The sequence below is a fragment of the Paraburkholderia eburnea genome (assembly GCF_002917095.1).
Classification (GTDB): domain Bacteria; phylum Pseudomonadota; class Gammaproteobacteria; order Burkholderiales; family Burkholderiaceae; genus Paraburkholderia; species Paraburkholderia eburnea.
The window spans coordinates 285,390-310,540 of sequence record NZ_PQGA01000003.1 but is presented as its reverse complement, the minus strand read 5'-3'; the positions used below and the strand labels follow the sequence as shown (position 1 = coordinate 310,540).

18 protein-coding genes and 1 pseudogene are annotated in these 25,151 nt (G+C 65.7%); 14 read left to right on the top strand and 5 right to left on the bottom strand.

Annotated features, from left to right (window positions below; translation table 11 throughout):
- Positions 1–2 precede the first annotated feature (2 nt).
- A complete protein-coding gene (dapC, locus tag B0G62_RS09355) occupies positions 3–1,259 on the bottom strand; it encodes a succinyldiaminopimelate transaminase (RefSeq protein ID WP_103703908.1) in 1,257 nt (418 codons plus the stop codon).
- A 276-nt stretch (positions 1,260–1,535) separates the two neighbouring features.
- Between dapC and B0G62_RS09350 the strand changes: the two genes are divergently transcribed.
- From B0G62_RS09350 to def, 5 genes are all read left to right on the top strand, one after another.
- On the top strand, positions 1,536–2,681 hold the full coding sequence (locus tag B0G62_RS09350; RefSeq protein ID WP_103703907.1) for a DMT family transporter: 1,146 nt from the start codon (positions 1,536–1,538) through the stop codon (positions 2,679–2,681).
- Between the two features lie 222 nt (positions 2,682–2,903).
- Positions 2,904–6,422, top strand: a complete 3,519-nt coding sequence (gene smc, locus B0G62_RS09345) for a chromosome segregation protein SMC (RefSeq protein ID WP_103704111.1) — start codon at positions 2,904–2,906, stop codon at positions 6,420–6,422.
- 231 nt (positions 6,423–6,653) lie between these two features.
- Positions 6,654–7,979, top strand: coding sequence for a cell division protein ZipA C-terminal FtsZ-binding domain-containing protein (locus B0G62_RS09340; protein ID WP_103703906.1), 1,326 nt, complete (start codon positions 6,654–6,656; stop codon positions 7,977–7,979).
- Positions 7,980–8,327: 348 nt separating this feature from the next.
- Positions 8,328–10,388: an NAD-dependent DNA ligase LigA gene (gene ligA, locus B0G62_RS09335; protein WP_103703905.1), complete on the top strand. Its 2,061-nt coding sequence runs from the start codon at positions 8,328–8,330 to the stop codon at positions 10,386–10,388.
- Complete coding sequence (gene def / locus B0G62_RS09330) at positions 10,385–10,918, top strand: peptide deformylase (protein ID WP_103703904.1); 534 nt, start codon at positions 10,385–10,387, stop codon at positions 10,916–10,918. Before ligA ends, def begins: the two co-directional genes overlap by 4 nt.
- A gap of 91 nt (positions 10,919–11,009) precedes the next feature.
- Here def and B0G62_RS32575 read toward each other — a convergent pair whose 3' ends face one another.
- The 4 genes from B0G62_RS32575 to map all read right to left on the bottom strand — a co-directional run bounded on the left by B0G62_RS32575 (position 11,010) and on the right by map (position 16,774).
- Positions 11,010–11,753 carry a pseudouridine synthase gene (locus B0G62_RS32575; protein ID WP_322789226.1) on the bottom strand — a complete coding sequence of 248 codons (744 nt, stop codon included), beginning with the start codon at positions 11,751–11,753 and terminating at the stop codon, positions 11,010–11,012.
- A 173-nt stretch (positions 11,754–11,926) separates the two neighbouring features.
- Complete coding sequence (locus tag B0G62_RS32570; RefSeq protein ID WP_322789228.1) at positions 11,927–12,877, bottom strand: hypothetical protein; 951 nt, start codon at positions 12,875–12,877, stop codon at positions 11,927–11,929.
- Between the two features lie 220 nt (positions 12,878–13,097).
- On the bottom strand, positions 13,098–15,677 hold the full coding sequence (locus tag B0G62_RS09320; protein ID WP_103703902.1) for a [protein-PII] uridylyltransferase: 2,580 nt from the start codon (positions 15,675–15,677) through the stop codon (positions 13,098–13,100).
- A gap of 275 nt (positions 15,678–15,952) precedes the next feature.
- Positions 15,953–16,774 (bottom strand): type I methionyl aminopeptidase, encoded by an 822-nt coding sequence (gene map / locus B0G62_RS09315; RefSeq protein WP_103703901.1) that lies wholly within the window; start codon positions 16,772–16,774, stop codon positions 15,953–15,955.
- 354 nt (positions 16,775–17,128) lie between these two features.
- On the opposite strand from map, the gene rpsB reads away from it, so the two are divergent.
- The 9 genes and pseudogenes from rpsB to rseP all read left to right on the top strand — a co-directional run.
- On the top strand, positions 17,129–17,884 hold the full coding sequence (gene rpsB, locus B0G62_RS09310; protein ID WP_103703900.1) for a 30S ribosomal protein S2: 756 nt from the start codon (positions 17,129–17,131) through the stop codon (positions 17,882–17,884).
- Positions 17,885–18,097: 213 nt separating this feature from the next.
- Positions 18,098–18,979, top strand: coding sequence for a translation elongation factor Ts (gene tsf, locus B0G62_RS09305; protein WP_103703899.1), 882 nt, complete (start codon positions 18,098–18,100; stop codon positions 18,977–18,979).
- 276 nt (positions 18,980–19,255) lie between these two features.
- A complete protein-coding gene (gene pyrH, locus B0G62_RS09300) occupies positions 19,256–19,972 on the top strand; it encodes a UMP kinase (protein WP_027814826.1) in 717 nt (238 codons plus the stop codon).
- Between the two features lie 92 nt (positions 19,973–20,064).
- Positions 20,065–20,625, top strand: coding sequence for a ribosome recycling factor (gene frr / locus B0G62_RS09295; RefSeq protein WP_103703898.1), 561 nt, complete (start codon positions 20,065–20,067; stop codon positions 20,623–20,625).
- 64 nt (positions 20,626–20,689) lie between these two features.
- On the top strand, positions 20,690–21,472 hold the full coding sequence (gene uppS, locus B0G62_RS09290; RefSeq protein ID WP_103703897.1) for a polyprenyl diphosphate synthase: 783 nt from the start codon (positions 20,690–20,692) through the stop codon (positions 21,470–21,472).
- Positions 21,466–22,275: a phosphatidate cytidylyltransferase gene (locus tag B0G62_RS09285; RefSeq protein WP_103703896.1), complete on the top strand. Its 810-nt coding sequence runs from the start codon at positions 21,466–21,468 to the stop codon at positions 22,273–22,275. The genes uppS and B0G62_RS09285 overlap by 7 nt, the downstream gene beginning before the upstream one ends.
- A 30-nt stretch (positions 22,276–22,305) precedes the next feature.
- A complete protein-coding gene (locus B0G62_RS09280) occupies positions 22,306–23,487 on the top strand; it encodes a 1-deoxy-D-xylulose-5-phosphate reductoisomerase (RefSeq protein ID WP_103704110.1) in 1,182 nt (393 codons plus the stop codon).
- Positions 23,488–23,624: 137 nt separating this feature from the next.
- The gene (locus tag B0G62_RS32660) at positions 23,625–24,095 is read left to right on the top strand and encodes a site-2 protease family protein (RefSeq protein ID WP_407671110.1); all 471 of its coding nucleotides are present in this window, start codon (positions 23,625–23,627) and stop codon (positions 24,093–24,095) included.
- 192 nt (positions 24,096–24,287) lie between these two features.
- Positions 24,288–25,124, top strand: a pseudogene (rseP, locus tag B0G62_RS32655) (RIP metalloprotease RseP); the annotation flags it as partial.
- Between the last annotated feature and the right edge of the window lie 27 nt (positions 25,125–25,151).

Sequence of the window (25,151 nt, the reverse complement as noted above, 5' to 3'; positions counted from 1 at the left end):
GGTTAAAGCGGCTTCCCGGTGGTTTGAAGGCTGCGGTTGGCTTCGAGCGAGCGGCAGAAGTCGACGATGCGCTGCGCGCCCTCGATGCACTCCTCGACGTCGGCGACGAGGGCGAGGCGCACGAAACCGGCGCCGGGATTCGTGCCGTGCGCTTCGCGCGCGAGATACGAGCCCGGCAGAACCGTCACATTATAGTCGGCGTAGAGGCGCTGGGCGAACGCGGCGTCCGACAGGCCCGTGCGCGCGACGTTGGCCCAGAGGTAGAACGCCGCGTCGGGCAGCTTTACGTCCAGCACCTCGGCGAGCATGGGCGTGACGGTCGAAAACTTCCGCACGTATTTTGCGCGGTTCTCGCGCACATGCGCTTCGTCGCCCCACGCGGCGATGCTGGCGGACTGCCAGACCGGCGACATCGCCGAGCCGTGGTAGGTGCGATAGAGCAGGAACTGCTTGAGGATGGCCGCATCGCCCGCGACGAACCCCGAGCGCATGCCCGGCGCGTTCGAGCGCTTGGACAGGCTCGACAGCATGACGAGGCGCTCGAAGCCCCGGCCCAGCTGGTGCGCCGCTTCGAGGCCGCCCAGCGGCGGCTTCGTTTCGTCGAAATAGATCTCCGAATAGCATTCGTCGGACGCGATCACGAAGCCGTAGCGGTCGGACAGCGCGAACAGTTCGCGCCAGTCGTCGAGCGTGAGCACGGCGCCGGTCGGGTTGCCCGGCGAGCAGACGAACAGCAACTGGGTGCGGGCCCAGACTTCGTCGGGCACCTGCGAGTAATCGCAGGCGAAGTTGCGGGCCGGATCGCTGTTCACGAAGTACGGCTCGCCGCCCGCGAGCAGCGCGGCGCCTTCATAGATCTGGTAGAACGGGTTCGGGCAGAGTACGATCGCCCGCTTTGCCGGGTCCTTCGCGCCTGCCGTCGGATCCACCACGGCCTGGGCGAGCGCGAACAGCGCCTCGCGCGAACCCGACACCGGCAGCACCTGAGTGCTGGCGTCGATGGCGGGCAGCGCGTAGCGCTCGGTCACCCATTTCGCGATCGCTTCGCGCAGCGCGGGCGTGCCGCCCGTCGCCGGATACACCGACAGACCGTCGAGCGAGGCGACGATGGCGTCGCGGATCAGCGCGGGCGTCGGGTGTTTAGGCTCGCCGATCCCGAAGCTGATGTGGCGCAGGCCGGCGTTCGGCGTGACGTCCTTGAAGAGCACGCGCAGCTTTTCGAAGGGATAGGACTGGAGGGTGTCGAGTAGCGGATTCACTGGCTTGGCGGGCGGACGCGAAAGACGGATGGACAGCGTGGCAGCATGGTGGCGCGCATCGGCGCGGGCGCGGCGGGGCCGAAGACGGTCGCTGCGGATCGCTGCGCGGCTGCTGTGGCTGGAAAAGCGTGAATTATAACGTGGTGTCGTCCGGACGTTGCGGGCCGGAAAGGCTCGCACGGCAAGCCGGACGTGAGCCGCAGAGGCAAAAAGGAGAGACATGCAATCCGTGAATGGAACGCCGCCGGTGAATAGCCGCACCTCGCGGCCAGCACAATGAACGCGAGCCTGAAGGCCGGCTGGCCGACGCTCGCCATCCTGATCGGCGCTTCGGTCTGGGGTGTCATCTGGTATCCGCTGCGCACGCTCGCGAGCTTCGGCTTGACCGGCACGGCCGCGGGCGCCGCCACGAGCGCGGCGGGCTGCCTGTTCGTGCTGCTGCTGCGCCGCCGCTCGATCGCCACGGTGCGCTGGCACTGGATTCTGCCAATGTTGGGCCTCGCGGCGGGCGTGACCAACATCGGCTTTGTGTGGGGTGCGATCCACGGCGAAGTGATGCGCGTGCTGCTGCTCTTTTATCTCACGCCCGCGTGGACCGCGATCTTCGCGCACTTCATCCTGCACGAACGCCTGTCGTGGTCGGGCGCGGCGCTCGCCGGGCTGTCGCTGCTCGGCGCGGTGATGATGCTGTGGTCGCCCAGGCTCGGCGTGCCGTTGCCGGGTAGCGCGGCGGAGTGGGCGGGCCTCGTCGCCGGGATGGGTTTCGCGATGAGCAACGTGCTGGTCGTGAAAACGAGCCGTGTCCTGCCGCAGATGAAACCCGAAATGCGCACGGCCGTGATCTTCGGCGGCGCGGCGATCTTCGGCGCGCTGGCCTCGTGCTTCGAGCCGCTGCCTGCGCTCCATGCCGGCGAGCCGGTTGCGCGGGTCGTGCTGCTGGTGCTGGTGCTTGGCCTGTTGCTCAGTTCGAACAACATGCTCGTGCAGTACGGTCTCGCGCGCGTGCCGGCGAACCGCGCCTCGATCATCATGCTGTTCGAAATCGTCGTGACGGCGCTCTCGTCGTGGCTGCTCGCGGGCGAGACGCCCGGGCCGCGCGAATGGGCGGGCGGGGCGTGCATCGTGCTCGCTTCGCTGCTGTCGAGCTGGGTGCACCGCACGCAGTACCGCACGCAGAAACGGGAGGACACTCACACGGCGCCCCGCGTGCACGAAAGCGCCGATGCCAGCGCGATCGCGCACGCGCAGACCAGCCGTGTCGACGACGATGGCGGCGCGCCATGCAATAGCCCCAAAAGCGACGCGAGCACAGCGACCGACGCCGATAAAGCCGCCGACGAACCCGAAAGCGACGCGAAAGACAGCGCGATGCCCGGCGCTTGTCCGCGCAGCGGGCGGAATGGCTCGCGCGCGATGGTATGATTGCCGCTGATCCTCGCCAGCCGGCTCGCGCATGCAAGTGTATGAAAAGTGTATGAAGCGCGTGGTGCGGCGAGCCGTGGCGGCTGCCCGAGATGCTTGATGTATGCCTGATGCGGCGCGCCGCGCCGTCGTGCGACCGGAGCCTTGGTCGACGGCGCGCGGCCTGCGACCAGCGGCGCGGGCGGTCCCGTTCACTCTTCCTATTCCAACAGCGATATCGCCGTGCGTCTGACCTCGATTAAACTCGCTGGCTTCAAATCTTTCGTCGATCCCACGCATTTTCAGGTCCCGGGCCAACTCGTCGGAGTGGTCGGGCCGAATGGCTGTGGCAAATCGAACATCATCGACGCCGTGCGCTGGGTGCTGGGCGAATCCCGCGCCTCCGAGCTGCGCGGCGAGTCGATGCAGGACGTTATCTTCAACGGCTCCACGGCGCGCAAGCCCGGTAGCCGCGCGAGCGTCGAACTCGTGTTCGACAACGCGGACGGCCGCGCCGCCGGCCAGTGGGGCCAATATGCCGAAATCGCCGTCAAGCGCGTGCTCACGCGTGACGGCACCTCGAGCTATTACATCAACAACCTGCCGGCGCGCCGCCGCGACATCCAGGACATCTTCCTCGGCACCGGGCTTGGGCCCCGCGCCTACGCGATCATCGGGCAGGGCATGATCGCGCGCATCATCGAGGCCAAGCCCGAAGAACTGCGCGTGTTCCTCGAAGAAGCCGCTGGCGTGTCGAAATACAAGGAACGCCGCCGCGAAACCGAAAACCGTCTGCACGACACGCGCGAGAATCTGACGCGTGTGGAAGACATCGTGCGCGAACTCTCGACCAATCTCGAGAAGCTCGAAGGCCAGGCCGTGGTGGCGACGCGCTTTCGCGAACTGCAGGCAGACGGCGAAGAAAAGCAGCGTCTCTTGTGGCTGCTGCGCAAGAACGAAGCTGCGGCCGAACAGCAACGCCAGCAACGTGCGATCGAGCAGGCGCAAATCGACCTGGAACGCCACACGGCGCAGTTGCGCGAAGTCGAGGCGCAGCTCGAAACGCTGCGTGTCGCGCACTATTCGGCGAGCGACGCCATGCAGGGCGCGCAGGGCTCGCTTTACGAGGCGAACGCCGAGGTGAGCCGCCTCGAAGCCGAAATCAAGTTTATCGTCGAGTCGCGCAATCGCGTGCGGGCGCAGATCGCCGCGCTCACCGCGCAGCGCGAGCAATGGCAGGTGCAGGCGCAGAAGGCCCAGGACGACATCGAAGACGCCGAAGAGCAGCTTGCGATGGGCGAGGAAAAAGCGGCCGTTGCCGAAGAGGAGGCCGCCGCGAAGCAGGAAGCGCTGCCCGCGCTCGAAAACCGCTGGCGCGATGCGCAGTCGCAGCTCAACGAAGAGCGTGCCGGCATCGCGCGCACGGAACAGGCGATCAAGCTCGAAGCCGCCCATCAGCGCAACGCCGACCAGATGCTCCAGCAATTCCAGCAGCGCGAAGAGCGCCTGAAGTCGGAAGCGAGCGGCCTGGACGCGCCCGACGAAGTGCAGCTCGAAGAGTTGCGCATGCAGCTCGCGGAGCAGGAAGAGATCCAGCGCGACGCACAGGATCGTCTGGCCGATGCGCAGGAAACCGTGCCGCGTCTGGACGCGGAACGCCGCGCCGCGCACGAGCGCGTCAACGCGGAAAGCGCGCAGACCCATCAGCTCGAAGCCCGTCTTGCAGCGCTCAAGCAACTGCAGGAAAACGTGCAGACCGAAGGCAAGATCCAGCCGTGGCTCGAACGTCACGAACTGGATTCGCTGCCGCGTCTGTGGAAGAAGCTGCACGTCGAAGCCGGTTGGGAAACCGCACTGGAAGCCGTGCTGCGCGAGCGCCTGGCCGCGCTCGAAGTATCGAATCTCGACTGGGTGAAAGCGTTCGCCAGCGATGCGCCGCCGGCCAAGCTCGCGTTCTATGCGCCGCCGCTCGCGGCTGCGACGCCCGCCGCGCCCGCAGGTTTGACGCCGCTGCTCTCGCTCGTGCGTATCGACGACGCGGGCCTGCGCGCCGTCCTGACCGAGTGGCTGGGCACGACCTTCGTGGCCGCCGATCTGGCCGAAGGACTCGCCCAGCGCGCGCAACTGCCCGAAGGCGGTACGTTCGTGGTGAAGGCGGGCCATATGGTCACGCGTGTCGGCGTGCAGCTCTATGCCGCCGACTCGGAACAGGCCGGTATGCTGGCGCGCCAGCAGGAAATCGAAAACCTCACGCGTCAATTGCGCGCCCAGGCGCTGCTCGCCGACGACGCGCGTACGGCCGTGGTGCGCGCCGAAGCGGCGCATACCCAGGCGGCCCAGCAACTCGCCGAGTTGCGCCAGCAGGCCGAACGCGCGACGCAACGCGTGCACGCGCTGCAGATGGACGTGCTCAAGCTGACCCAGGCGCACGAACGCTACACGGCGCGCAGCACGCAGATCCGCGAGGAACGTGAAGAAATTCGCGCGCAGATCGAAGAGCAGCGCGCGCTGCGTGCGGAATCGGAAGCGAACTTCGAGCGTCACGACACCGAACTCGCTGAACTGCAGGCCCGCTTCGAGGACAACCAGCTCGCGTTCGAAGCGCTCGACGAAGAACTCGGTGCCGCGCGTAATCAGGCGCGCGATCTCGAACGCGCCGCGGGCGACGCGCGTTTTGCGGCGCGCAACATGGCCAATCGCATCGAAGAGCTCAAGCGCAACGTTCAGGTCGCGCACGATCAGAGCGAGCGCGTGGCCGCCTCGCTCGAAGACGCGCGCGCCGAACTCGAAACCATCAACGAGCAGACCGCGCACACCGGCTTGCACGATGCGCTGGAAATTCGCGCCGAAAAGGAAGAAGCGCTGCGCAACGCGCGCGCCGAACTCGACGATCTGAGCGCCAAACTGCGCGCCGCCGACGAGACGCGCCTGAACGCCGAGCGCGCGCTGCAACCGCTGCGCGACCGTATCACCGAACTGCAGTTGAAGGAACAGGCCGCGCGCCTGAATGGCGAGCAGTACGTCGAGCAGCTTCAGGCCGCGGGCGTGGACGAAATCGCGCTGCAGGAAAAGCTCACGCCGGATCTCAAGGCGCCGTACCTGCAAGGCGAAGTCACGCGCATCAACAACGCGATCGCGGCGCTCGGGCCCGTCAATATGGCCGCGCTCGACGAACTGGCCGCCGCGACGGAACGCAAGCGCTTCCTTGACGCGCAGTCGGCCGACCTGACGAGCGCGATCGAAACGCTCGAAGACGCGATTCGCAAGATCGACCAGGAAACGCGCACGCTGCTGCAGGGTACGTTCGATCAGGTGAATCACCATTTCGGCGAGCTGTTCCCGCGTCTGTTCGGCGGCGGCCAGGCGAAGCTCATCATGACCGGCGACGAGATTCTCGACGCGGGCGTGCAGGTGATGGCCCAGCCGCCTGGCAAGAAGAATTCGACCATCCACTTGCTGTCGGGCGGCGAAAAAGCGCTTACGGCCACGGCGCTCGTGTTCGCGATGTTCCAGCTCAATCCGGCGCCGTTCTGCCTGCTCGACGAGGTGGACGCGCCGCTCGACGACGCCAACACGGAGCGCTTCGCCAACCTGGTGCGCGCGATGTCGGACAAGACGCAGTTCCTCTTCATCTCGCACAACAAGATCGCGATGGAGATGGCGCAGCAACTCATTGGCGTGACGATGCAGGAGCAGGGCGTGTCGCGCATCGTGGCCGTGGACATGGAAACGGCTGCGGGTTTCGCTCAGAATATCGGCTGAATATCGATTGAGTAGCGACGCAAAAACGGGCTGAAAAGCCGGCTGAACGACGGGCTGAATTTCGGCCACGCAGTCGGGACGGTTCAGGAATCTAAGGGACGGCGCGCGGTGCGCGTCCGGCAGCGCCTCACGATGGCGGCCGGCGCAGATGCCCGCGATGCCACGCTTGCGGCAGACGCACGGGCTCAGGCCTGGGTGTGCCGCCGGAAAGGAATTGCAGATGGAGCATGCATGGATCAGTTGACTCTCGGGTTGATCGGCGCTGGCGCCGTAGTCGTCGGGGGCGTGGTGGTGTACAACGCGTGGCAGGGCGCCAGGGTGCGCCGCCGCATGCCGCGCCCGATGCCCGAGGAAGCAGTCGAGTCGCCGCAACGCGACGAGTTGCAGGAGCCTGGCCCGTTCATCGAGCCGGCCCGCGCGCCGTCGCGGCGCGAGCCGTCGCTGGCTGGCGGCGCTCCAGAGGAAGCCGTCGAGCGCATGGAACCGGGCTTCGGCACGGCGGCGCCCGCCGACACGCCTGTCGACATTCAGGCCGAAAACACCTCGCCGAACGGCTTCGCCGACACTGAGGTGGCGCACACTGAAGGCGACGCGCCCGCCGTGACGCCGGATGAGCACGGCGAGACCGCGCCTGCCGGGCACGCCGCCGAAGAGCAAACGCACGCGCAGGCCGTTGCGGGTGAAGACGAGCGCATCGAGCCGGTGCTTCCGGCCGCTACGACGATTTCCTCGGCGCCGCCCGCTATCGTGGACCGCCGAATCGATTGCATCGTGCCGATTCGCCTGGGCGCCGCATTGCCCGGCGAGCGCGTGATTCCGCTCGCGCAGCGCCTGCGCCGCGCGGGCAGCAAGCCTGTGCATATCGAAGGCAAGCCCGAAGGCGGCGATAGCTGGGAGCTGCTGCAAAACGGCGTGCGCTACGAAGAGCTGCGCGCGGCCGCACAGCTTGCGAACCGCAGCGGTCCGCTCAACGAGCTGGAGTTTTCGGAGTTCGTCGCGGGCGTGCATCAGTTCGCCGATGCGCTGGACGGCCTGCCCGAATTTCCGGACATGACCGAGACGGTCGCGATGGCGCGCGAACTCGACGGTTTCGCGGCGCAGTGCGACGCGCAGCTTTCGATCAACGTGCTGTCGGACGGCGCGCCGTGGTCGGCGAACTACGTGCAGGCGGTGTCGGCGCAGGACGGTCTGCTGCTCTCGCGCGACGGCACGCGTTTCGTGAAGCTCGACGCGAAGCAAAGTCCCGTGTTCATGCTGCAGTTCGGCGACACCAACTTCCTGCGCGACGACCTGACCTACAAGGGCGGCCAGATGATCACGCTGATCCTCGACGTGCCGGTCGCCGACGAGGACATCCTGCCGTTCCGCCTGATGTGCGATTACGCGCGCTCGCTCGCGGAGCGCATCGGCGGGCGTGTGGTGGACGACCAGCGCCGGCCGCTGCCGGAATCGGTGCTGCAGGACATCGACAAGCAGCTCATGACGCTCTATGCGAAGCTCGAGCAGGCGGGTATCCCGGCCGGTTCGCCGGCGACGCGCCGGCTGTTCAGCCAGTAAGACCGACCGGTCTTTCGCACGTGCAAGAGGCGCGGTGCCATCAGGGCGCCGCGCCTTTTTTCCTATGGGCGTCCGGTTGCCTGATCGGGGCATGGGTGGGGCGGATGGCGTATTCATTTGGCATCGAAGAGGCGGTGCAGCGTGCGGGTTGCGGCGCGGGCCACGGTCCAGTTACGGTCGCACCGGAAACGCACCGGGTCAATGCTTTACGGGTCACGTTAGCCATTCGGCCAGGCATTCGCGCGACCCGTTCGGCGGCGCACGAAGTTAGCCGTTTGGCCGATGCGACGGGCGCGGCTTCCTGAGATAATCTGTCTCCTAAATCACTCGTCAGAAGCCGCAATCAGCATGGTCCGTCATCCCGCCCGTCCCCCCGAAGCATCCTCCGCGACCGAGCGCGCGGCGTGGCTGCGCGCCGAACTTGAGCGCGCCAATCACGCGTATTACGTGCTCGACCAGCCGGAATTGCCCGACGCGGAATACGACAAGCTGTTCCGCGAACTGCAGCAGATCGAGGCGGAACATCCCGATCTGATCTCGCCCGACTCACCCACCCAGCGTGTGGGCGGCGAGGCCGCGTCCGGCTTCGAGCCGGTCGTCCATGACGTGCCGATGCTCTCGCTCAACAACGGTTTCGCCGACGAAGACATCGCCGCGTTCGACAAGCGCGTGCACGACACGCTCGGCAAGGCCGAGGGCGAGGAAGTCGATTACGCGTGCGAGCTGAAGTTCGACGGGCTGGCCATTTCGCTGCGCTATGTCGATGGCGTGTTCGTACAGGCCTCCACGCGCGGCGACGGCACGACCGGAGAGAACGTGACCGAAAACGTGCGCACGATCCGCTCGCTGCCGCTGCGCCTCAAGGGCAAGCGCGTGCCGAAGGTGCTCGACGTGCGTGGCGAAGTGCTGATGTTCCGCCGCGACTTCGCGCGCATGAACGAGCGTCAGCGTGAGGCCGGCCAGAAAGAGTTCGCCAATCCGCGTAACGCGGCGGCGGGCAGCCTGCGCCAGCTCGACTCGAAGATCACCGCACAGCGCCCGCTGTCGTTTTTCGCCTATGGTATCGGCGTGCTGGAAGGCGAGACGATGCCCGCCACGCACGGCGAACTGCTCGACTGGTACGCCGAAATGGGCTTGCCGGTGAACAGCGAGCGCGCGCTCGTGAAGGGTGCGCAGGGCTTGCTCGACTTCTTCCGCGCCGTGGGCGAGAAGCGTGACAGCCTGCCGTACGACATCGACGGCGTGGTCTACAAGGTGAACCGCCGCGACGAACAGGACGCGCTCGGCTTCGTCTCGCGCGCGCCGCGCTTCGCGCTCGCGCACAAGTTCCCGGCCCAGGAGGCGCTCACGACGCTCCTCGCCATCGACGTGCAGGTGGGCCGCACCGGCGCCATCACGCCGGTCGCGCGGCTCGAGCCGGTGTTCGTGGGCGGCGCGACCGTCACCAACGCCACGCTGCACAACGAGGACGAAGTCCGCCGCAAGGACATCCGCATCGGCGACACGGTGATCGTGCGGCGCGCGGGCGACGTGATTCCCGAAGTGGTGAGCGCGCTGCTCGAACGCCGTCCGCAGGACGCGCGCGAGTTCGTCATGCCCACGCAATGCCCGGTGTGCGGCTCGCGCATCGAGCGTCTGCCCGATGAGGCCATTGCCCGCTGCACGGGCGGCCTGTTCTGCCCGGCGCAGCGCAAGCAGGCGCTCTGGCATTTCGCGCAGCGCCGCGCGCTCGATATCGATGGCCTTGGCGAGAAAATCATCGATCAGCTCGTCGAGCAGAACCTCGTGCGCACGCCCGCGGATCTCTTCAACATCGGCTTCGCGACGCTCGCCGAACTCGACCGCATGGCCGACAAATCGGCGCAAAACCTGCTCGATTCACTGGAGAAAGCCAAATCGACCACGCTCGCGCGCTTCATCTACGCGCTGGGCATCCGCCAGGTGGGCGAGTCCACGGCGAAGGATCTGGCCAGATCCTTCGGCTCGCTCGACCTGATCATGGACGCGAGCATCGAGCAACTGCTCGAAGTAAAGGATGTGGGGCCGGTGGTGGCGGAATCGATTCACCAGTTCTTTGCGGAAGAACATAACCGCACCGTGATCGAGCAACTGCGCGCGCCCGGCAAGGTCACATGGGTTGAAGGTCCGCCCGCGCCGAAAGCGCCCGTGGGCGTGCTCGCGGGCAAGACGGTCGTGCTCACGGGCACGTTGCCCACGCTCACGCGCGACGCGGCGAAGGAAATGCTGGAAGCGGCCGGCGCGAAAGTCGCCGGCTCGGTCTCGAAGAAGACCGACTACGTGGTGGCGGGCGCCGACGCGGGCAGCAAGCTTGCGAAAGCCGAGGAACTCGGCGTGCCGGTGCTCGACGAAGAAGGGTTGCACAAGCTCCTGGAGGGGCATTCAACATGATTCGCGAAATTCTCAGGATGGGTGATCCCCGCCTGCTCGGCATCGCCCGACCCGTCGATCACTTCGATACGCCGGAACTGCACGAACTGATCGCCGACATGTTCGACACCATGCACGCGGCCAACGGCGCGGGTCTCGCTGCGCCGCAGATTGGCGTGGACCTGCAGGTGGTGATCTTCGGCTTCGAGCACAACGAGCGCTATCCGGAAGCGCCGGCCGTGCCGCAAACGGTGCTGATCAATCCTGTCATCCATCCGCTTTCGCATGACATGGAAGAGGGCTGGGAAGGGTGCCTGTCGGTGCCGGGGATGCGCGGCGCGGTGAGCCGCTATTCCATGCTCCGTTACAACGGCTACGACCAGTACGGCAAGCCGATCGAGCGCGTCGCGGAAGGCTTCCACGCGCGCGTGGTGCAGCACGAGTGCGATCATCTGATCGGCAAGCTGTACCCGATGCGGATCACGGATTTTGCGAAATTCGGTTTCACCGAGGTGCTGTTCCCGGATCTCGATCCGAATAGTGACGACTGAAGCCGCGAAGCCGTGACACTGAAAAAAAAATGGGAGCCAATGGCTCCCATTTTTTATGGCCCGGCGCAACGAAGCGCCGGTGTCAGGGCGTTCAGAATCCCTCGTCCGCCGACAGGTAGCGCCATTGGCCTTGCGGCAGCGCGCCCAGCAGGACCTGGCCCATGCGTACGCGCTTGAGGCCCACTACGTGCAGGCCGACCAGCTCGCACATGCGGCGGATCTGGCGCTTCTTGCCTTCGCGCAGCACGAAACGCAGCTGCTCGCCGTTCTGCCAGCTGACCTGTGCGGGCTTGAGCGGCACGTCGTCGAGCGAGAGGCCGTGGCGCAGCTTCGAAAGCAGTTCGGCCGGGAAGTGCTGATCGACTTCGGTCTCGATGTCGCCGTAGGTGACGCGCACGAGGTATTCCTTGTCGATGTCCGAGCTTTCGCCGATCAGTTGCTTCGCCACGCGGCCGTCCTGCGTGAGTACGAGCAGCCCGGTCGAATCGATGTCGAGGCGGCCGGCCGGCGCGAGCGTGCGCAGATGCTGCGCCGAGAAGCGGATGCCCGAGCGATCGCCTTCCCAGTGATTTTCGCCGGTGATCAGCGTGGCGGCGGGTGAATAGCCGTCTTCGGCCTGGCCGGAGACATAGCCGATCGGCTTGTGCAGCAGGATCGTCACCTGGCGCGCCTGCGCGGCGAGCGCGGCGGGGTCGATTTCGATGCGCTGCTCGGGCGTGACCTTGGCGCCGAGCGTATCGACTACGACGCCATCGACAAAGACCCAGCCTTTTTCGATCCATTCGTCGGCTTCTCGGCGCGAGCACAGGCCCAGTTCCGACATGCGCTTGGACAGACGCAGTGTATTGTCGCCGTCGATTTCCTCGCGGCGGGCGCGTTGCGGCGCGGCGTCGCGTGAGCGGTCCTGATCGGGCGTGCGGCGTGGAGCTTTGTCGAAGGACCTGCCGGCGGGCTTATCTGCGAACTTTCGGGGCGCTGCGCCGTCGCGGTCGCTGCCGTAGGACGACTTTACGGGGCGCGCGAAGCGACGATCGCCGGCGTCTTCGCGCGGGCGGCGATCGGCACCGTCTTCGCGAGCGCGGAACGGACGGCGTTCGCCGCCTTCATCCCGACGCGGGAAGCGACGCTCACCGCCGTCTTCGCGCGCACCGAACGGGCGACGTTCGGCGCCTTCGTCACGACGCGGCGGGCGACGATCACCACCATCTTCACGCGCGCGGAACGGGCGACGTTCGCCACCTTCGTCACGGCGCGGGAAACGGCGCTCACCGCCGTCTTCGCGAGCACCGAACGGACGACGTTCGCCACCTTCATCGCGGCGCGGCGGGCGACGGTCGCCGCCATCTTCACGCGCGCGGAACGGGCGACGTTCGCCACCTTCGTCACGGCGCGGGAAGCGGCGCTCACCGCCATCCTCGCGCGGACCGAACGAACGGCGCTCGCCGCCTTCGTCACGACGCGGCGGGCGACGATCACCGCCATCTTCACGCGCGCGGAACGGGCGACGTTCGCCGCCCTCATCCCGACGCGGGAAGCGACGCTCACCGCCGTCCTCGCGCGGACCGAACGAACGGCGCTCGCCACCTTCATCCCGACGCGGGAAGCGGCGCTCGCCGCCATCCTCACGACCACCAAACGAGCGACGTTCGCCGCCTTCGTCACGACGCGGCGGGCGGCGTTCACCGCCTTCCTCGCGTGCACGGAACGGACGGCGCTCACCACCCTCATCCCGACGCGGGAAGCGACGTTCACCGCCATCCTCACGACCGCCGAACGAGCGACGTTCGCCACCTTCCTCACGGCGGGGCGGGCGGCGTTCACCGCCTTCCTCGCGTGCACGGAACGGACGGCGCTCACCACCTTCGTCGCGGCGCGGGAAGCGACGCTCACCGCCATCCTCACGCGCACCGAACGAGCGGCGTTCGCCACCTTCATCCCGACGCGGAAAACGACGCTCACCGCCATCCTCGCGGGACATCGGCTTGCCGGCGCGCGCGGGTTTGCCGCCCGCGTGCTTGGCTGCCGCCGGACGTGCGTCAGCGGGCCGCACCTCAGCCGGCCGCACCGGTTTGCGGGCGGTCGTGCTGCCGCGTCGGACGGGGGAGCGTTCCGGCGTGGCCGGGCGCGGGTGTTTGGCTGTCAGTTTGGCTCGCATGATTCAGGTAATTCGCTTTGACTTTCACACTGCTATCGCGCGCAGCAGTTCGGTTTCGACACGGATCTGCAAACGGTTGTCGGAGAGTCCCGACCCGTCCAGCAGGAATACGTCTTCGACGCGCTCGCCGAGTGTGTTGATCCGCGCCGCATGGACGCCGACCCGGTGCTCGGCCAGCACGCGCGCGATCGAATAAAGGAGGCCCGGCCGGTCGTTGGCCGACACGGACAGGATGTAGTACTGGCCGCGCTCGTCGGCCCGCAGGTCGACGCGCGGCGTCACCGGGAAGGTGCGCGAGAGCCGCGAGAGCCGTCCCTTCGACGGTTCCGGCAGCACGTGGCTTTCAGCCGCAAGACGCTCGGCGAGTTCCTGTTCGACCAGGTTCGCGATGTCGCGGTAATGCACGTCGCCCTCGGTGTGGGCGACGATGAAATTGTCGAGCGCATAGCCATGACGCGTCGTGCTCACGCGCGCGTCGAGCACGGACAGGCCGCTGCGGTCGAAGTACGCGCACATCGTCGCGAACAGATCGGGCCGATCCTGCGCGTAGACGAGCACCTGCAGCGCTTCGCCGATCGGCGAGGGCCGCGCGCGCACGACGGGCGAGGGCGTTTCGACGTGACGGTAGAGCACGCGCGTCTGCCACGCGATATCGGCGGCGTCGTGCCGCAGGAAATAGCCGACGTCGAGCTTGTCCCAGAGCGCGCGGTGCGCGTGTTCCGGGACGGTTTCGAGGCGCAGCAGCGCAAGCGCCAGTTCCTGGCGCGTCTTCAGTTCGGAATGCGTGTCGGGCCGCGCGCCGCCGAGCACGGCCAGCGTCGACCGGTAGAGATCTTCGAGCAGCTTGCCTTTCCAGTTGTTCCAGACCTTCGGGCTGGTGCCGCGAATGTCGGCCACCGTCAGCAGATAAAGCGCCGACAGGCGCCGCTCCGAACCCACCAGATCGGCGAAACGCTTCACCACTTCCGGGTCGCTCGTATCCTGCTTTTGCGCGACCTGGCTCATGGTCAGATGCTGCTGGACGAGCCAGACGATCAGATCGGCGTCGTCGCCTTCGATGCCGTGCTCGCGGCAGAAGCGCCGCGCGTCGGCCATGCCGAGCTGCGAGTGATCGCCGCCGCGTCCCTTGGCGATGTCGTGAAAGAGCGCCGCCACGTAGAGCACCCAGGGCCGCTCGAAATTGGCGATCAACTGGCTGCAGAACGGGTATTCGTGCGCGTGTTCCGCCACGGCGAAGCGGCGGATGTTGCGCAGCACCATCAGGATGTGCTGATCGACCGTGTAGACGTGATAGAGGTCGTGCTGCATCTGCCCGACGATGCGCCGGAAATTCAGCAAATAGCGCCCGAGCACGCTCGTCTGGTTCATCAGCCGCATGGCGTGCGTGATGCCGGCCGGCTGCTTCAGGATTTCCATGAAGAGGCGGCGGTTTTCCGGGTCGCGCCGCCAGTGCAGGTCCATTTTTTCGCGCGCGTTGTAGAGCGCGCGCATGGTGCGCGCCGACAGTCCCTTCACGCCGGGCACCTGCTCGTAGAGCAGGAAGGCTTCGAGGATCGCGTGCGGCTCGCGCTCGAATACGTCGTCGGACACGATTTCAATCATGCCCTGTTTTTCGACGAAGTGATCCGAGAGGGTGCGCGTGATGCCGCTCGTGCTCGGGAAGAGCTGGGCCTCGATGTTCTGGATCAGGATGCTGGCAAGCTGGGTCACCGCTTTGGCGGCCCAGTAATAGCGCCGCATCAGTTGTTCGCTGGCGCGCCGCGCGCTGCTCGCCTTGAAGCCGAAGCTTTCGGCGACCGGCGTTTGCAGGTCGAACACCAGGATGTCCTGGCGGCGTCCCGCGATGACATGCAGGCGCGCGCGCAATGCCTTCAGAAAGGCTTCGTTGCGGCGCAATTCGCGGGCCTCGCGGGTCGTAATCAGGCCGCGCTGGTCGAGTTCCTTCCAGCTACTGCCGAATGCCGCGGCTTCCGTGATCCACAGGATCAGTTGCAGGTCGCGCAGTCCGCCGGGGCTTTCCTTGACGTTCGGCTCCAGCGCGTAGGGCGTGTCCTGGAAGCGCGCGTGACGCTGGCGCATTTCCAGCACCTTCGCCTGGAAGAACGCGCGCGGGTCCATGGCGTCGCGATAACGCTGGACAAAGTCGCCGAACAAGGTGGTGCTGCCGGTGATGCGGCGCGCTTCGAGCAGCGAGGTCCGCACGGTCACGTCGTTGGCCGCTTCCTCGATACATTGCGAAACACTGCGCACGCTGCTGCCGATCTCCAGCCCGAGATCCCACGCGAGGCCGATGAAGCGCTCGATCCGGGCTTCGAGCGGCGCGAGCGCTTCGTCGTCGGGCAGCAGCACGAGGATGTCGACGTCGGAGAAGGGCGCGAGCTCGCCCCGGCCGAAGCCGCCCACGGCCACGAGCGCGAGCGTTGCCGGCAGCTCGCACAGGCTCCAGGCGCGACGCAGCATCTCGTCGGTGGTGCGGGCGAGTGCGCGCATCAGCGAATCGACGTTGGACGTGCTTTTGAAGCGTTCGAGCAACTCGGCCTTGGCGGCCTTGTAGTCGGACTTCAGCGACGACGTATCGGGTGCGGCGACGGCGAGAACGCTCATGGGTCAGGTGATGGTGGCGCGGTTGGTCGGGCGATGTGCCGTGCGTACGGCGGGGTTTCGCAAGGCAAGCCGTACGGGCTGGGGTGCTGCTTTGCAGGCTCTTCCAGCCGGGTTGAGCCGGCTGGTGGCCATGTCATGCCGTTAGTGCTGGTCGTGCCGGGTGAGGCTGTGCTTTTTTGTGGTGCTGCTGCAGGCTCCGGCGTGCTGCCGGAAGCCGCGCACTATCGCCCGGCTAACAGGGAGCGCCGGGCAGCCGTGCCTGGTCTTGCGTCTGTTCAGGCCGTGGCGCCCGCCGCCTGCGCGACGATCGCCGGCCTGGCGGGCGTGCCCGCCGACACCGTCAGCACTTCGTAGCCGGTTTCGGTGACGAGTACGGTGTGCTCCCACTGTGCCGAAAGACTGCGGTCCTTGGTCTTGACGGTCCACTGGTCCGGCATCGTGCGGATGTCGCGGCGGCCCGCATTGATCATCGGCTCGATGGTGAAGATCATGCCGGGCAGCAGTTCCACGCCGGTGCCGGCGCGGCCGTAGTGGAGCACCTGCGGCTCGTCGTGGAACACCGTGCCGATGCCGTGGCCGCAGTATTCGCGCACGACGCTATAACCTTGCGCTTCCGCGTAACGCTGGATCGCATGGCCGATGTCGCCCAGATGGCCACCCGGGCGAACCTGGTCGATGCCGAGCCACATGCACTCGTACGTGGTCTGCACGAGGCGCTTCGCGAGGATCGAACCCTCACCGACGATGAACATGCGGCTCGTGTCGCCGAAGTAACCGTCCTTGATGACGGTGACGTCGATATTGAGCGTGTCGCCGTTTTTCAGCGCCTTGTCGCCCGGAATACCGTGACAGATCACATCGTTGACCGACGTGCAGATCGCCTTCGGGTAGGGCGGGTAGCCGGGCGGCTGGTAGTTCAGCGGCGCGGGCACGGTGCCCTGCACGTTGGTCATGTATTCGTGGCAGAGCCGGTCGATTTCGCCGGTCGTGACGCCCGCCACGATAAAGGGCGTGATGTAGTCGAGCACCTCGCTCGCCAGTCGGCAGGCGACGCGCATTTGCGCGATGTCGTGTTCGTTCTTGATCGAAATGGCCATGGTGTGCGCCCGAAAATGCAGTCGAATATCGAATTATCGCACCTAATCACTATGGTCGCTGGCTTTTGAGAATGCGCTATCCTGCCGGCGGGTTACATCGGCGCCGATAGATATATCGTCCGGATCGCATAGCCCGAGGGTAATAGCCGTCTTGAGGCATGCACAATTTGCGTGCTATACTCTTCGGCTAAGTCGCTCTCGTCCTGTTCGAATGAACGGACTCCGGGTGACTTGGTAGTGCAATTGAAATCGCAAGCCGGCGCACCCAGGGTGTCGCGGCGCCAGTCCTGAAGGCAGGGCGGCGCGGCGATACGGCAGCCGGCTTAAGAACCCAACCCTCGCGGAGAATCAAACATGGCAGTTACCATGCGCCAAATGCTGGAAGCAGGTGTCCACTTCGGTCACCAGACGCGCTTCTGGAACCCGAAGATGGCCCCCTTCATTTTCGGCCATCGCAACAAGATTCACATCATCAACCTCGAAAAGACGCTGCCGATGTACAACGACGCACTGAAGTACGTGCGTCAGCTGGCATCGAACCGTGGCACGATCCTGTTCGTCGGCACGAAGCGTCAATCGCGTGACACGATCGCTGAAGAGGCAAACCGCGCGGGTATGCCGTTCGTGAACGCACGCTGGCTCGGCGGCATGCTGACCAACTTCAAGACGCTGAAGGTTTCGATCAAGCGCCTGAAGGACATGGAAGCAGCGGTCGAGGCAGGCGAGCTCGAAAAGATGAGCAAGAAGGAAGCGCTCCTGTTCGAACGCGAAATCGCCAAGCTGCAAAAGTCGATCGGCGGCGTGAAGGACATGGGCGGCATTCCGGACGCAATCTTCGTGGTTGACGTCGGCTACCACAAGATCGCTGTGACGGAAGCCAACAAGCTGGGCATCCCCGTTATCGCCGTGGTCGACACGAACCACTCGCCGGAAGGCATCGACTACGTCATCCCGGGTAACGACGACGCCAGCAAGGCTGTCGCGCTGTACACGCAAGGCGTGGCGGACGCGATCCTCGAAGGCCGCGCGAACTCGGTGAACGAAGTGGTCGCAGCTGCACGCGGCAACGACGGCGACGACGAGTTCGTCGAGGTCAACCCGGAGGCGTAAGCTGCCCCCGTGTCCGGCAAGAAAAGGGGGCTTTCCATAGGCCCCTTTTTTTTAAGCCGTGGCATTCGACGCCGCGTCATATGGGCGGCACCGTAGTCCTGTAGAAGCAGCTGTAAAAAAGCGTTTCAGCATGGGCATAAACGGAAACGAATTCCTGCCGGCCGCATCGAATCATGCGACCGGCGCGTACCAGACAGACTCAAGGAGCGAATGATGGCGGCAATTACCGCAAGCATGGTGGCAGAACTGCGCGCGAAGACCGATGCGCCGATGATGGAATGCAAGAAGGCGCTGACGGAAGCCGACGGCGACCTGGCGCGCGCTGAAGAACTCCTGCGCGTCAAGCTCGGCAACAAGGCGAGCAAGGCTGCATCGCGCGTCACGGCTGAAGGCGTGATCGCTTCGTTCATCGGCGGCAACGCTGGCGCCGTGGTCGAACTGAACTGCGAAACCGACTTCGTCGCGAAGAACGACGACTTCCTCGCGTTCTCGAACACGGTGGCCGAACTGGTCGCCACGCAAAACCCGGCTGACGTCGCCGCTCTGTCGGCTCTGCCGCTGGAAGGCTCGACGGTCGACGCAGTGCGCCTGGCACTGGTCGGCAAGATCGGCGAAAACGTTTCGATCCGCCGCTTCGCGCGCTTCGAAACCGCCAACAAGCTGGCTGCGTACCTGCACGGCACGCGTATCGGCGTGCTGGTCGACTACACGGGCGCTGAAGAGCAAGTGGGCAAGGACGTCGCGATGCACATCGCCGCGATGAAGCCGGTTTCGCTGTCGTCGGACGACGTGCCGGCCGAGCTGATCGCCAAGGAGCGCAGCATCGCCGAGCAGAAGGCCGCCGAATCGGGCAAGCCGGCTGAAATCGTCGCCAAGATGGTCGACGGTTCGGTCCAGAAGTACCTGAAGGAAGTCTCGCTGCTGAACCAGCCGTTCGTTAAGAACGACAAGCAGACGATCGAACAGATGCTGAAGGCTGCCAACAGCTCGGTGCAGAAGTTCGCGCTGTTCGTCGTTGGCGAAGGCATCGAGAAGCGTCAAGACGACTTCGCAGCCGAAGTGGCCGCGCAAGTCGCTGCTGCAAAGCAGCAATAAAGGCCGCGCAAGCCTTAAGCAGTAAAAGCCGCTTAAGCAGCGGCAAGCTTCAAGGCAGTAAAAGTCTGACCGCAGTACCGTAGCAAGCCGCGGCGGCGTTTCACCGCCGCGGTGGGCAGCGTAGCGACGCCCGAATAGCGACACGCCGGGCATGGCGGCCATCCGCCGTGCCCTGCGGCGCAAATCTTCGCTATTTCTGGTGGCGCTTGCCCCAAGCCGTATTTCACCCCTACAGTTTCAAGTTATTGCCCTTTGCGCGCGATCCTGGATACCTCCATGCCCACACCCGCCTATAAACGCGTCCTGCTTAAACTTTCCGGCGAAGCCCTGATGGGCGATGATGCCTTCGGCATCAACCGCGCCACGATCGAACGTATGGTGGCGGACGTGGCCGAGGTCGTGCGCCTGGGCACCCAGCTCGCAGTCGTGATCGGCGGCGGCAATATTTTCCGCGGCGTCGCGGGCGGCGCGGCCGGTATGGACCGCGCAACCGCTGACTACATGGGGATGCTCGCGACCATGATGAATGCGCTCGCGCTGCAGGACGCCATGCGTCACGCCGGCATCGAAGCACGTGTGCAGTCCGCGCTGCGCATGGACCAGGTGGTCGAGCCGTACATCCGCCCGCGCGCGATCCGTCAGCTCGAAGAGGGCAAGGTCGTGATTTTCGCGGCCGGCACGGGCAACCCGTTCTTCACCACCGATACCGCCGCCGCGCTGCGTGGCGCGGAAGTGGGCGCGGAAGTGGTGCTCAAGGCCACCAAGGTGGACGGCGTCTATTCGGCCGACCCCAAGAAGGACCCGACGGCCACGCGCTACTCGACGATCAGCTTCGACGAGGCAATCGGCCGCAATCTGCAGGTGATGGACGCCACGGCCTTCGCGCTGTGCCGCGACCAGAAGCTGCCGATCCGTGTTTTTTCGATCGTCAAGCCCGGTGCGCTCAAGCGCATCATTCAGGGCGAAGACGAAGGCACGCTCGTCCACGTGTAAACTCTCGTCTCGCACGAGATCGATCTCGGGCCGCGCCGCCCACTATGCGCGCTGGCGGGCCCGTACCGCAATGAAGGTTCGGAGGTATCAAAATGGCTGTGGCTGACATCAAGAAGGGCGCCGAGCAGAAAATGCAGCGCTCGATCGACGCGTTCAAGGGCGATCTGGCAAAGATCCGCACGGGCCGTGCACACACCGGTCTGCTCGACCACATCCAGGTCGACTACTACGGCTCGCCCGTGCCCATCTCGCAGGTCGCGAACATGACGCTCGTCGACGCCCGCACGATCGGCGTCACGGCGTGGGAAAAGAAGATGGTGCCGGTCATCGAAAAGGCCATCCGCGAGTCGGATCTCGGCCTGAACCCGGCCACGCACGGCGATCTGATCCGCGTGCCGATGCCCGCACTGACCGAAGAGCGCCGCAAGGAACTCACGAAGGTCGTCAAGAACGAAGGCGAAACGGCCAAGGTTGCCGTGCGTAACCTGCGCCGCGACGCCAACGAGCAGCTCAAGAAGCTCGTCAAGGACAAGGAAATTTCGGAAGACGACGAGCGTCGCGGCAGCGACGACGTCCAGAAGCTGACGGACCGCTTCGTGACCGAGATCGACAAGCTCGTCCAGACGAAGGAAGCCGAAATCATGACGGTCTGAGGCCGCAAGGCTTCCAGTTCCGCCAGGGTTTCCCTTTCCTTATCGCAGTTTTAGTCCGACGGCCATGACCTATACCAGCTCAACCGTTCACGTGCCCGACGTGGCGGCCGTGCCGCGCCACATCGCGATCATCATGGACGGCAATGGCCGTTGGGCAACGCAGCGCCGCTTGCCGCGCGTCGCAGGCCATACGCGCGGCGTGGACGCCGTGCGTTCGGTCGTCGAGGCATGCGTCGCACGCGGCGTCGAATTCGTCACGCTGTTCGCCTTCAGTTCCGAGAACTGGCGGCGTCCCACCGACGAAGTCTCCTTCCTGATGCGCCTGTTCGTCACCGCGCTCGAGCGCGAAGTGGCGCGCCTGCACGCGAACGGCATTCGTCTGCGCGTCGTGGGCGATCTGTCGATGTTCAACGAGCGCATCCAGGATCTGATTCGCCGCGCGGAGACCAAGACCGCGCGCAACACCCGCCTGACGCTGACCATCGCCGCGAACTACGGCGGCCGCTGGGACATCATGCAGGCCACCCGCAAGCTCGTGGAAGCTTCGGTGGCGGCAGGCGAGGCGGTGCCGGTGAACGAAGACACGGTCAGCCAGTATCTCGCCATGAACTACGCGCCGGAGCCGGATCTCTTCATCCGCACTGGCGGAGAGCAGCGCGTGAGCAATTTCTTGCTCTGGCAGCTCGCTTACGCAGAATTCTATTTCACCGACACGTATTGGCCGGACTTCGACGCCGACGCGCTCAATCGCGCGATCGCGTCCTACGCCGATCGTGAGCGCCGCTTCGGCCGTACGAGCGCCCAGCTCGTTACCCAAAACCAGAACGCCGACTCGCTTTCATGCTAAAGACCCGTGTCATCACGGCGATCGTCCTGCTGGCCGTCTTCCTGCCGGTCACGCTGTTCGCGCCGGTGGCCGCCTTTGGCGCGCTGATCGGCCTCGTGGTGGTGTTCGCCGCGTGGGAATGGGCGCGCCTGCTCAAGGCCGGCAAGGTCGGCTCGATCGTCTATGCGGCCATCGCCGCCGTTCTTGTCTTCGCCAGCACCCGGCTCGAATCCGCCCGGCCGCTCTACCAGGCCGCGGGCATTTTCTGGCTCGTCGCCGGTCCTTACGTGCTGGTGCGCAAACCGGTGCTCGCCGCGGGCGCCTGGCGCGTCTTCCTGCTGGCCGCTGGTTTTGTGATCTTTGCCGCCTGCTGGCATGCGCTTGTCGGCGCCCGGGTGCTTGGCGTCGCCTTCGTGCTTTCGCTGCTGCTCGTCGTCTGGCTGGCCGATATCGGCGCATACTTCTCGGGCAAGGCATTCGGAAAGCATAAGCTGGCTCCCTCGATCAGCCCCGGCAAGACCTGGGAAGGCGCAGTGGGCGGCTGGGCTGCCGTGATGATCGTGTCGGTCGCGGCACTCGTGCTGCAAGTGTTCGAGCCTACTTTGTATTCGGCGTTGGCCGCCCAACTGGGTGTGGGCCGTGCGCTCTTCGTGCTTACGGTGCTGGTCGCATTCAGCGTGGTCGGCGATCTGTTCGAGTCGATGCTCAAGCGCCAGGCCGGCGTGAAGGATTCGAGCGGCCTGCTGCCCGGTCACGGCGGGGTCCTCGACCGTATCGACGCGCTGTTGCCGGTGTTGCCGCTGGCCATGCTGCTGCTCGGCTAACGCGCCAGGCGCCCGGTTAGAGATATGAAAATGCAAAAACGAATCACCCTGCTCGGTTCCACGGGCTCGATCGGAGACAGCACGCTCGACGTGGTCGCACGTCATCCGCAACGCTTCTCCGTCTACGCGCTCACCGCGCACCGCAACGGCGACAAGCTCGTCGATCAATGTCTGCGCTTCGCGCCCGAAGTGGCCGTGGTCGGCGACGCCGCAACGGCCCAGGACGTCGAACGCAAACTGCGCGCGGCCGGTTCGAAGACCGTCGTGAGCTACGGCCCGCAGGCGCTGATCGATGTCGCGAAGAGCGACGCCTGCGATACGGTGGTCGCGGCCATCGTCGGCGCGGCGGGTCTGGAGCCGTCGCTCGCGGCGGCGAAGGCTGGCAAGCGCATTCTGCTTGCGAACAAGGAAGCGCTCGTGATGTCGGGCGACATCTTCATGGACACGGTGCGCGACAGCGGCGCCGTGCTCCTGCCGCTCGACAGCGAGCACAACGCCGTGTTCCAGTGCATGCCGCGCGACGGTGCGCAGCACGGCGGCGTGACGAAGATCATCCTGACCGCCTCGGGCGGCCCGTTCCGCACGCGCGAGCCGTCCACGCTCGTCGACGTGACGCCGGAGCAGGCCTGCAAGCATCCGAACTGGTCGATGGGCCGCAAGATTTCGGTCGACTCGGCCACGATGATGAACAAGGGCCTCGAAGTGATCGAGGCGCATTACCTGTTCGATCTGCCCGGCGATCGCATCGACGTGCTGATCCATCCGCAGAGCGTGATCCACTCGATGGTTTCGTACGCGGACGGTTCGGTGCTCGCGCAACTGGGCAATCCCGACATGCGCACGCCGATCGCCCATGCGATGTCGTTCCCGGATCGTATCGATTCGGGCGTCGCGCAGCTCGATCTCGCGCAGGTCGCGACGCTCAATTTCGAGAAACCGGACTACGAACGCTTCCCGTGTCTCGCGCTGGCCATGAAGGCGCTGGCCGAGGGCGGTGTCGCGAGCGCGACGCTCAATGCGGCCAACGAGGTCGCCGTGGAGGCGTTCCTGAATCGTCGTATCGGCTTCATGGCGATCGCGCAGACGGTCGATGCCGTGCTGAACGCGCTGCAGAACCGCAGCGCCACCAGCCTCGACGTGGTCCTCGAAGCCGACGCAGCCGCGCGCCGCGCGGCACATAAGATCATCGACAGCCTGCCGGTGCCGGCCTAAGGCCTACCAGGGGGTCCATGAGACCCCGCTCGGGCCACCTGCGCAGCAACGGCAGGTACCCGAGGGTTTACAAGGTTCGGCCCGCAGGCAGGGCCGCTCCCCGCACCGGCGCGCTGCTTCCAGCACAGGAGGCGCATATGGATCTGCTCACCGAACTGGTGGCTTTTGTCGTGGCGATAGGCGTGCTCGTCGTCGTCCACGAGTATGGGCACTACAGTGTCGCGCGCTTGTGCGGCGTCAAGGTTTTGCGATTTTCCATCGGCTTTGGCCGGCCGCTTTTGCGGTGGGTCAGCAAAAAGAGCGGCACCGAATGGACGATCTCGGGGTTGCCGCTAGGCGGCTACGTCAAGATGCTCGACGAGCGCGAATTTGCCGACCGGCCCGACGCCATGTCTGCCATTCCCCCCGACGATCTCCCGCATGCCTTTAACCGTCAATCGGTCGGCAAGCGGATCGCCATCGTCGCCGCGGGTCCCGTCGCCAATTTCATTCTTGCCATCGTGTTGTTCGCGGTCGTTTATGCGAGCGGCGTGAGCGAGCCTGCCGCGATCGTAGCCGCGCCGCCAACCCAGTCCGTTGCCGCGAACGCGGGCTTCCAGGGCGGCTAGACCGTGCTGTCCGTCAGCGCGGCGAACGGCAACGGCATGGAGCCGGTGCGGTCGTGGGCCGACCTGCGCTGGAAGCTGCTTTCCGCGGCCTTCGACCATCGCCATGTGGTGCTGGCCGCGCGCGATGCGCACGCCAGCAATATCAGCTCCGATTACTCGCTCGATCTTTCCCGGCTCGACAGCAAGGACCTCGACGACGACTTCATGTCGAAGATCGGCTTCGAGCCTGGCGGCGGCTCGCTGCGCATTGCCGGCGTGGAGCCGGGCAGCGCGGCGCAGCAGGCAGGACTGCAAAAGGGCGATCGTCTGAGCGCCATCGACGGACGACCCGTTGACAGCGCAAGCAGTTTCATCGCCTACGTGAAGACACATGCGGGCAAGCCGGTGCAGTTGCGGATCCAGCGCGGCGGCGCGGCCCAGGATGTCGGCAAGGACGACGCGCAGGGTGGCGTGTCTGGCAGCGAGTCGGGCGATGAGCCGCGCGCCGCGCAGGGCAATGTGCAGGCCAGCTCACAAACGCTGACGCTCACCGTGACGCCCGCCGTGCAGCGCGACGAAGAAACGGGCGAGCAGGTCGGTCGTATCGGCGCGGCGCTTTCGGCGCAGGGACCCACGGTGGAGGTGCGTTATGGGCCGCTCGAGAGCGCGCGGCTCGGGGCGAATCGCACGTGGGATATCGGCGTGTATTCGCTGCGCATGTTCGGCCGCATGCTGACGGGCGAGGCGTCGCTCAAGAATCTTTCGGGCCCCGTGACGATTGCTGACTATGCCGGCAAGAGCGCGAAGCTCGGGCCGTCGGCGTTCCTTTCGTTCCTCGCCCTTGTCAGTATTAGCCTCGGCGTACTCAACCTGCTCCCAATTCCGGTATTGGACGGGGGGCATCTGTTATATTATGCGGTTGAAGCCGTAACGGGCAAAACCGTCTCGGATCGCTGGCAGATGGTGCTGCAGCGAGCGGGGCTTGCCTGCATCGTCGCCCTGTCGGCGATCGCGTTGTTCAACGATCTGGCTCGGTTAATCCATTTCTAAAGATTGTCTGGCGGCGTCCGAGGGCGG

Coding starts and splice junctions, on each gene's coding strand:
- B0G62_RS09350 (WP_103703907.1), top strand. CDS start 1,536: ATGAACGCGAGCCTGAAGGCCGGCTGGCCGACGCTCGCCATCCTGATC.
- B0G62_RS09340 (WP_103703906.1), top strand. CDS start 6,654: ATGGATCAGTTGACTCTCGGGTTGATCGGCGCTGGCGCCGTAGTCGTC.
- ligA (WP_103703905.1), top strand. CDS start 8,328: ATGGTCCGTCATCCCGCCCGTCCCCCCGAAGCATCCTCCGCGACCGAG.
- def (WP_103703904.1), top strand. CDS start 10,385: ATGATTCGCGAAATTCTCAGGATGGGTGATCCCCGCCTGCTCGGCATC.
- B0G62_RS09320 (WP_103703902.1), bottom strand. CDS start 15,677: ATGAGCGTTCTCGCCGTCGCCGCACCCGATACGTCGTCGCTGAAGTCC.
- map (WP_103703901.1), bottom strand. CDS start 16,774: ATGGCCATTTCGATCAAGAACGAACACGACATCGCGCAAATGCGCGTC.
- rpsB (WP_103703900.1), top strand. CDS start 17,129: ATGGCAGTTACCATGCGCCAAATGCTGGAAGCAGGTGTCCACTTCGGT.
- tsf (WP_103703899.1), top strand. CDS start 18,098: ATGGCGGCAATTACCGCAAGCATGGTGGCAGAACTGCGCGCGAAGACC.
- pyrH (WP_027814826.1), top strand. CDS start 19,256: ATGCCCACACCCGCCTATAAACGCGTCCTGCTTAAACTTTCCGGCGAA.
- frr (WP_103703898.1), top strand. CDS start 20,065: ATGGCTGTGGCTGACATCAAGAAGGGCGCCGAGCAGAAAATGCAGCGC.
- uppS (WP_103703897.1), top strand. CDS start 20,690: ATGACCTATACCAGCTCAACCGTTCACGTGCCCGACGTGGCGGCCGTG.
- B0G62_RS09285 (WP_103703896.1), top strand. CDS start 21,466: ATGCTAAAGACCCGTGTCATCACGGCGATCGTCCTGCTGGCCGTCTTC.
- B0G62_RS09280 (WP_103704110.1), top strand. CDS start 22,306: ATGCAAAAACGAATCACCCTGCTCGGTTCCACGGGCTCGATCGGAGAC.
- B0G62_RS32660 (WP_407671110.1), top strand. CDS start 23,625: ATGGATCTGCTCACCGAACTGGTGGCTTTTGTCGTGGCGATAGGCGTG.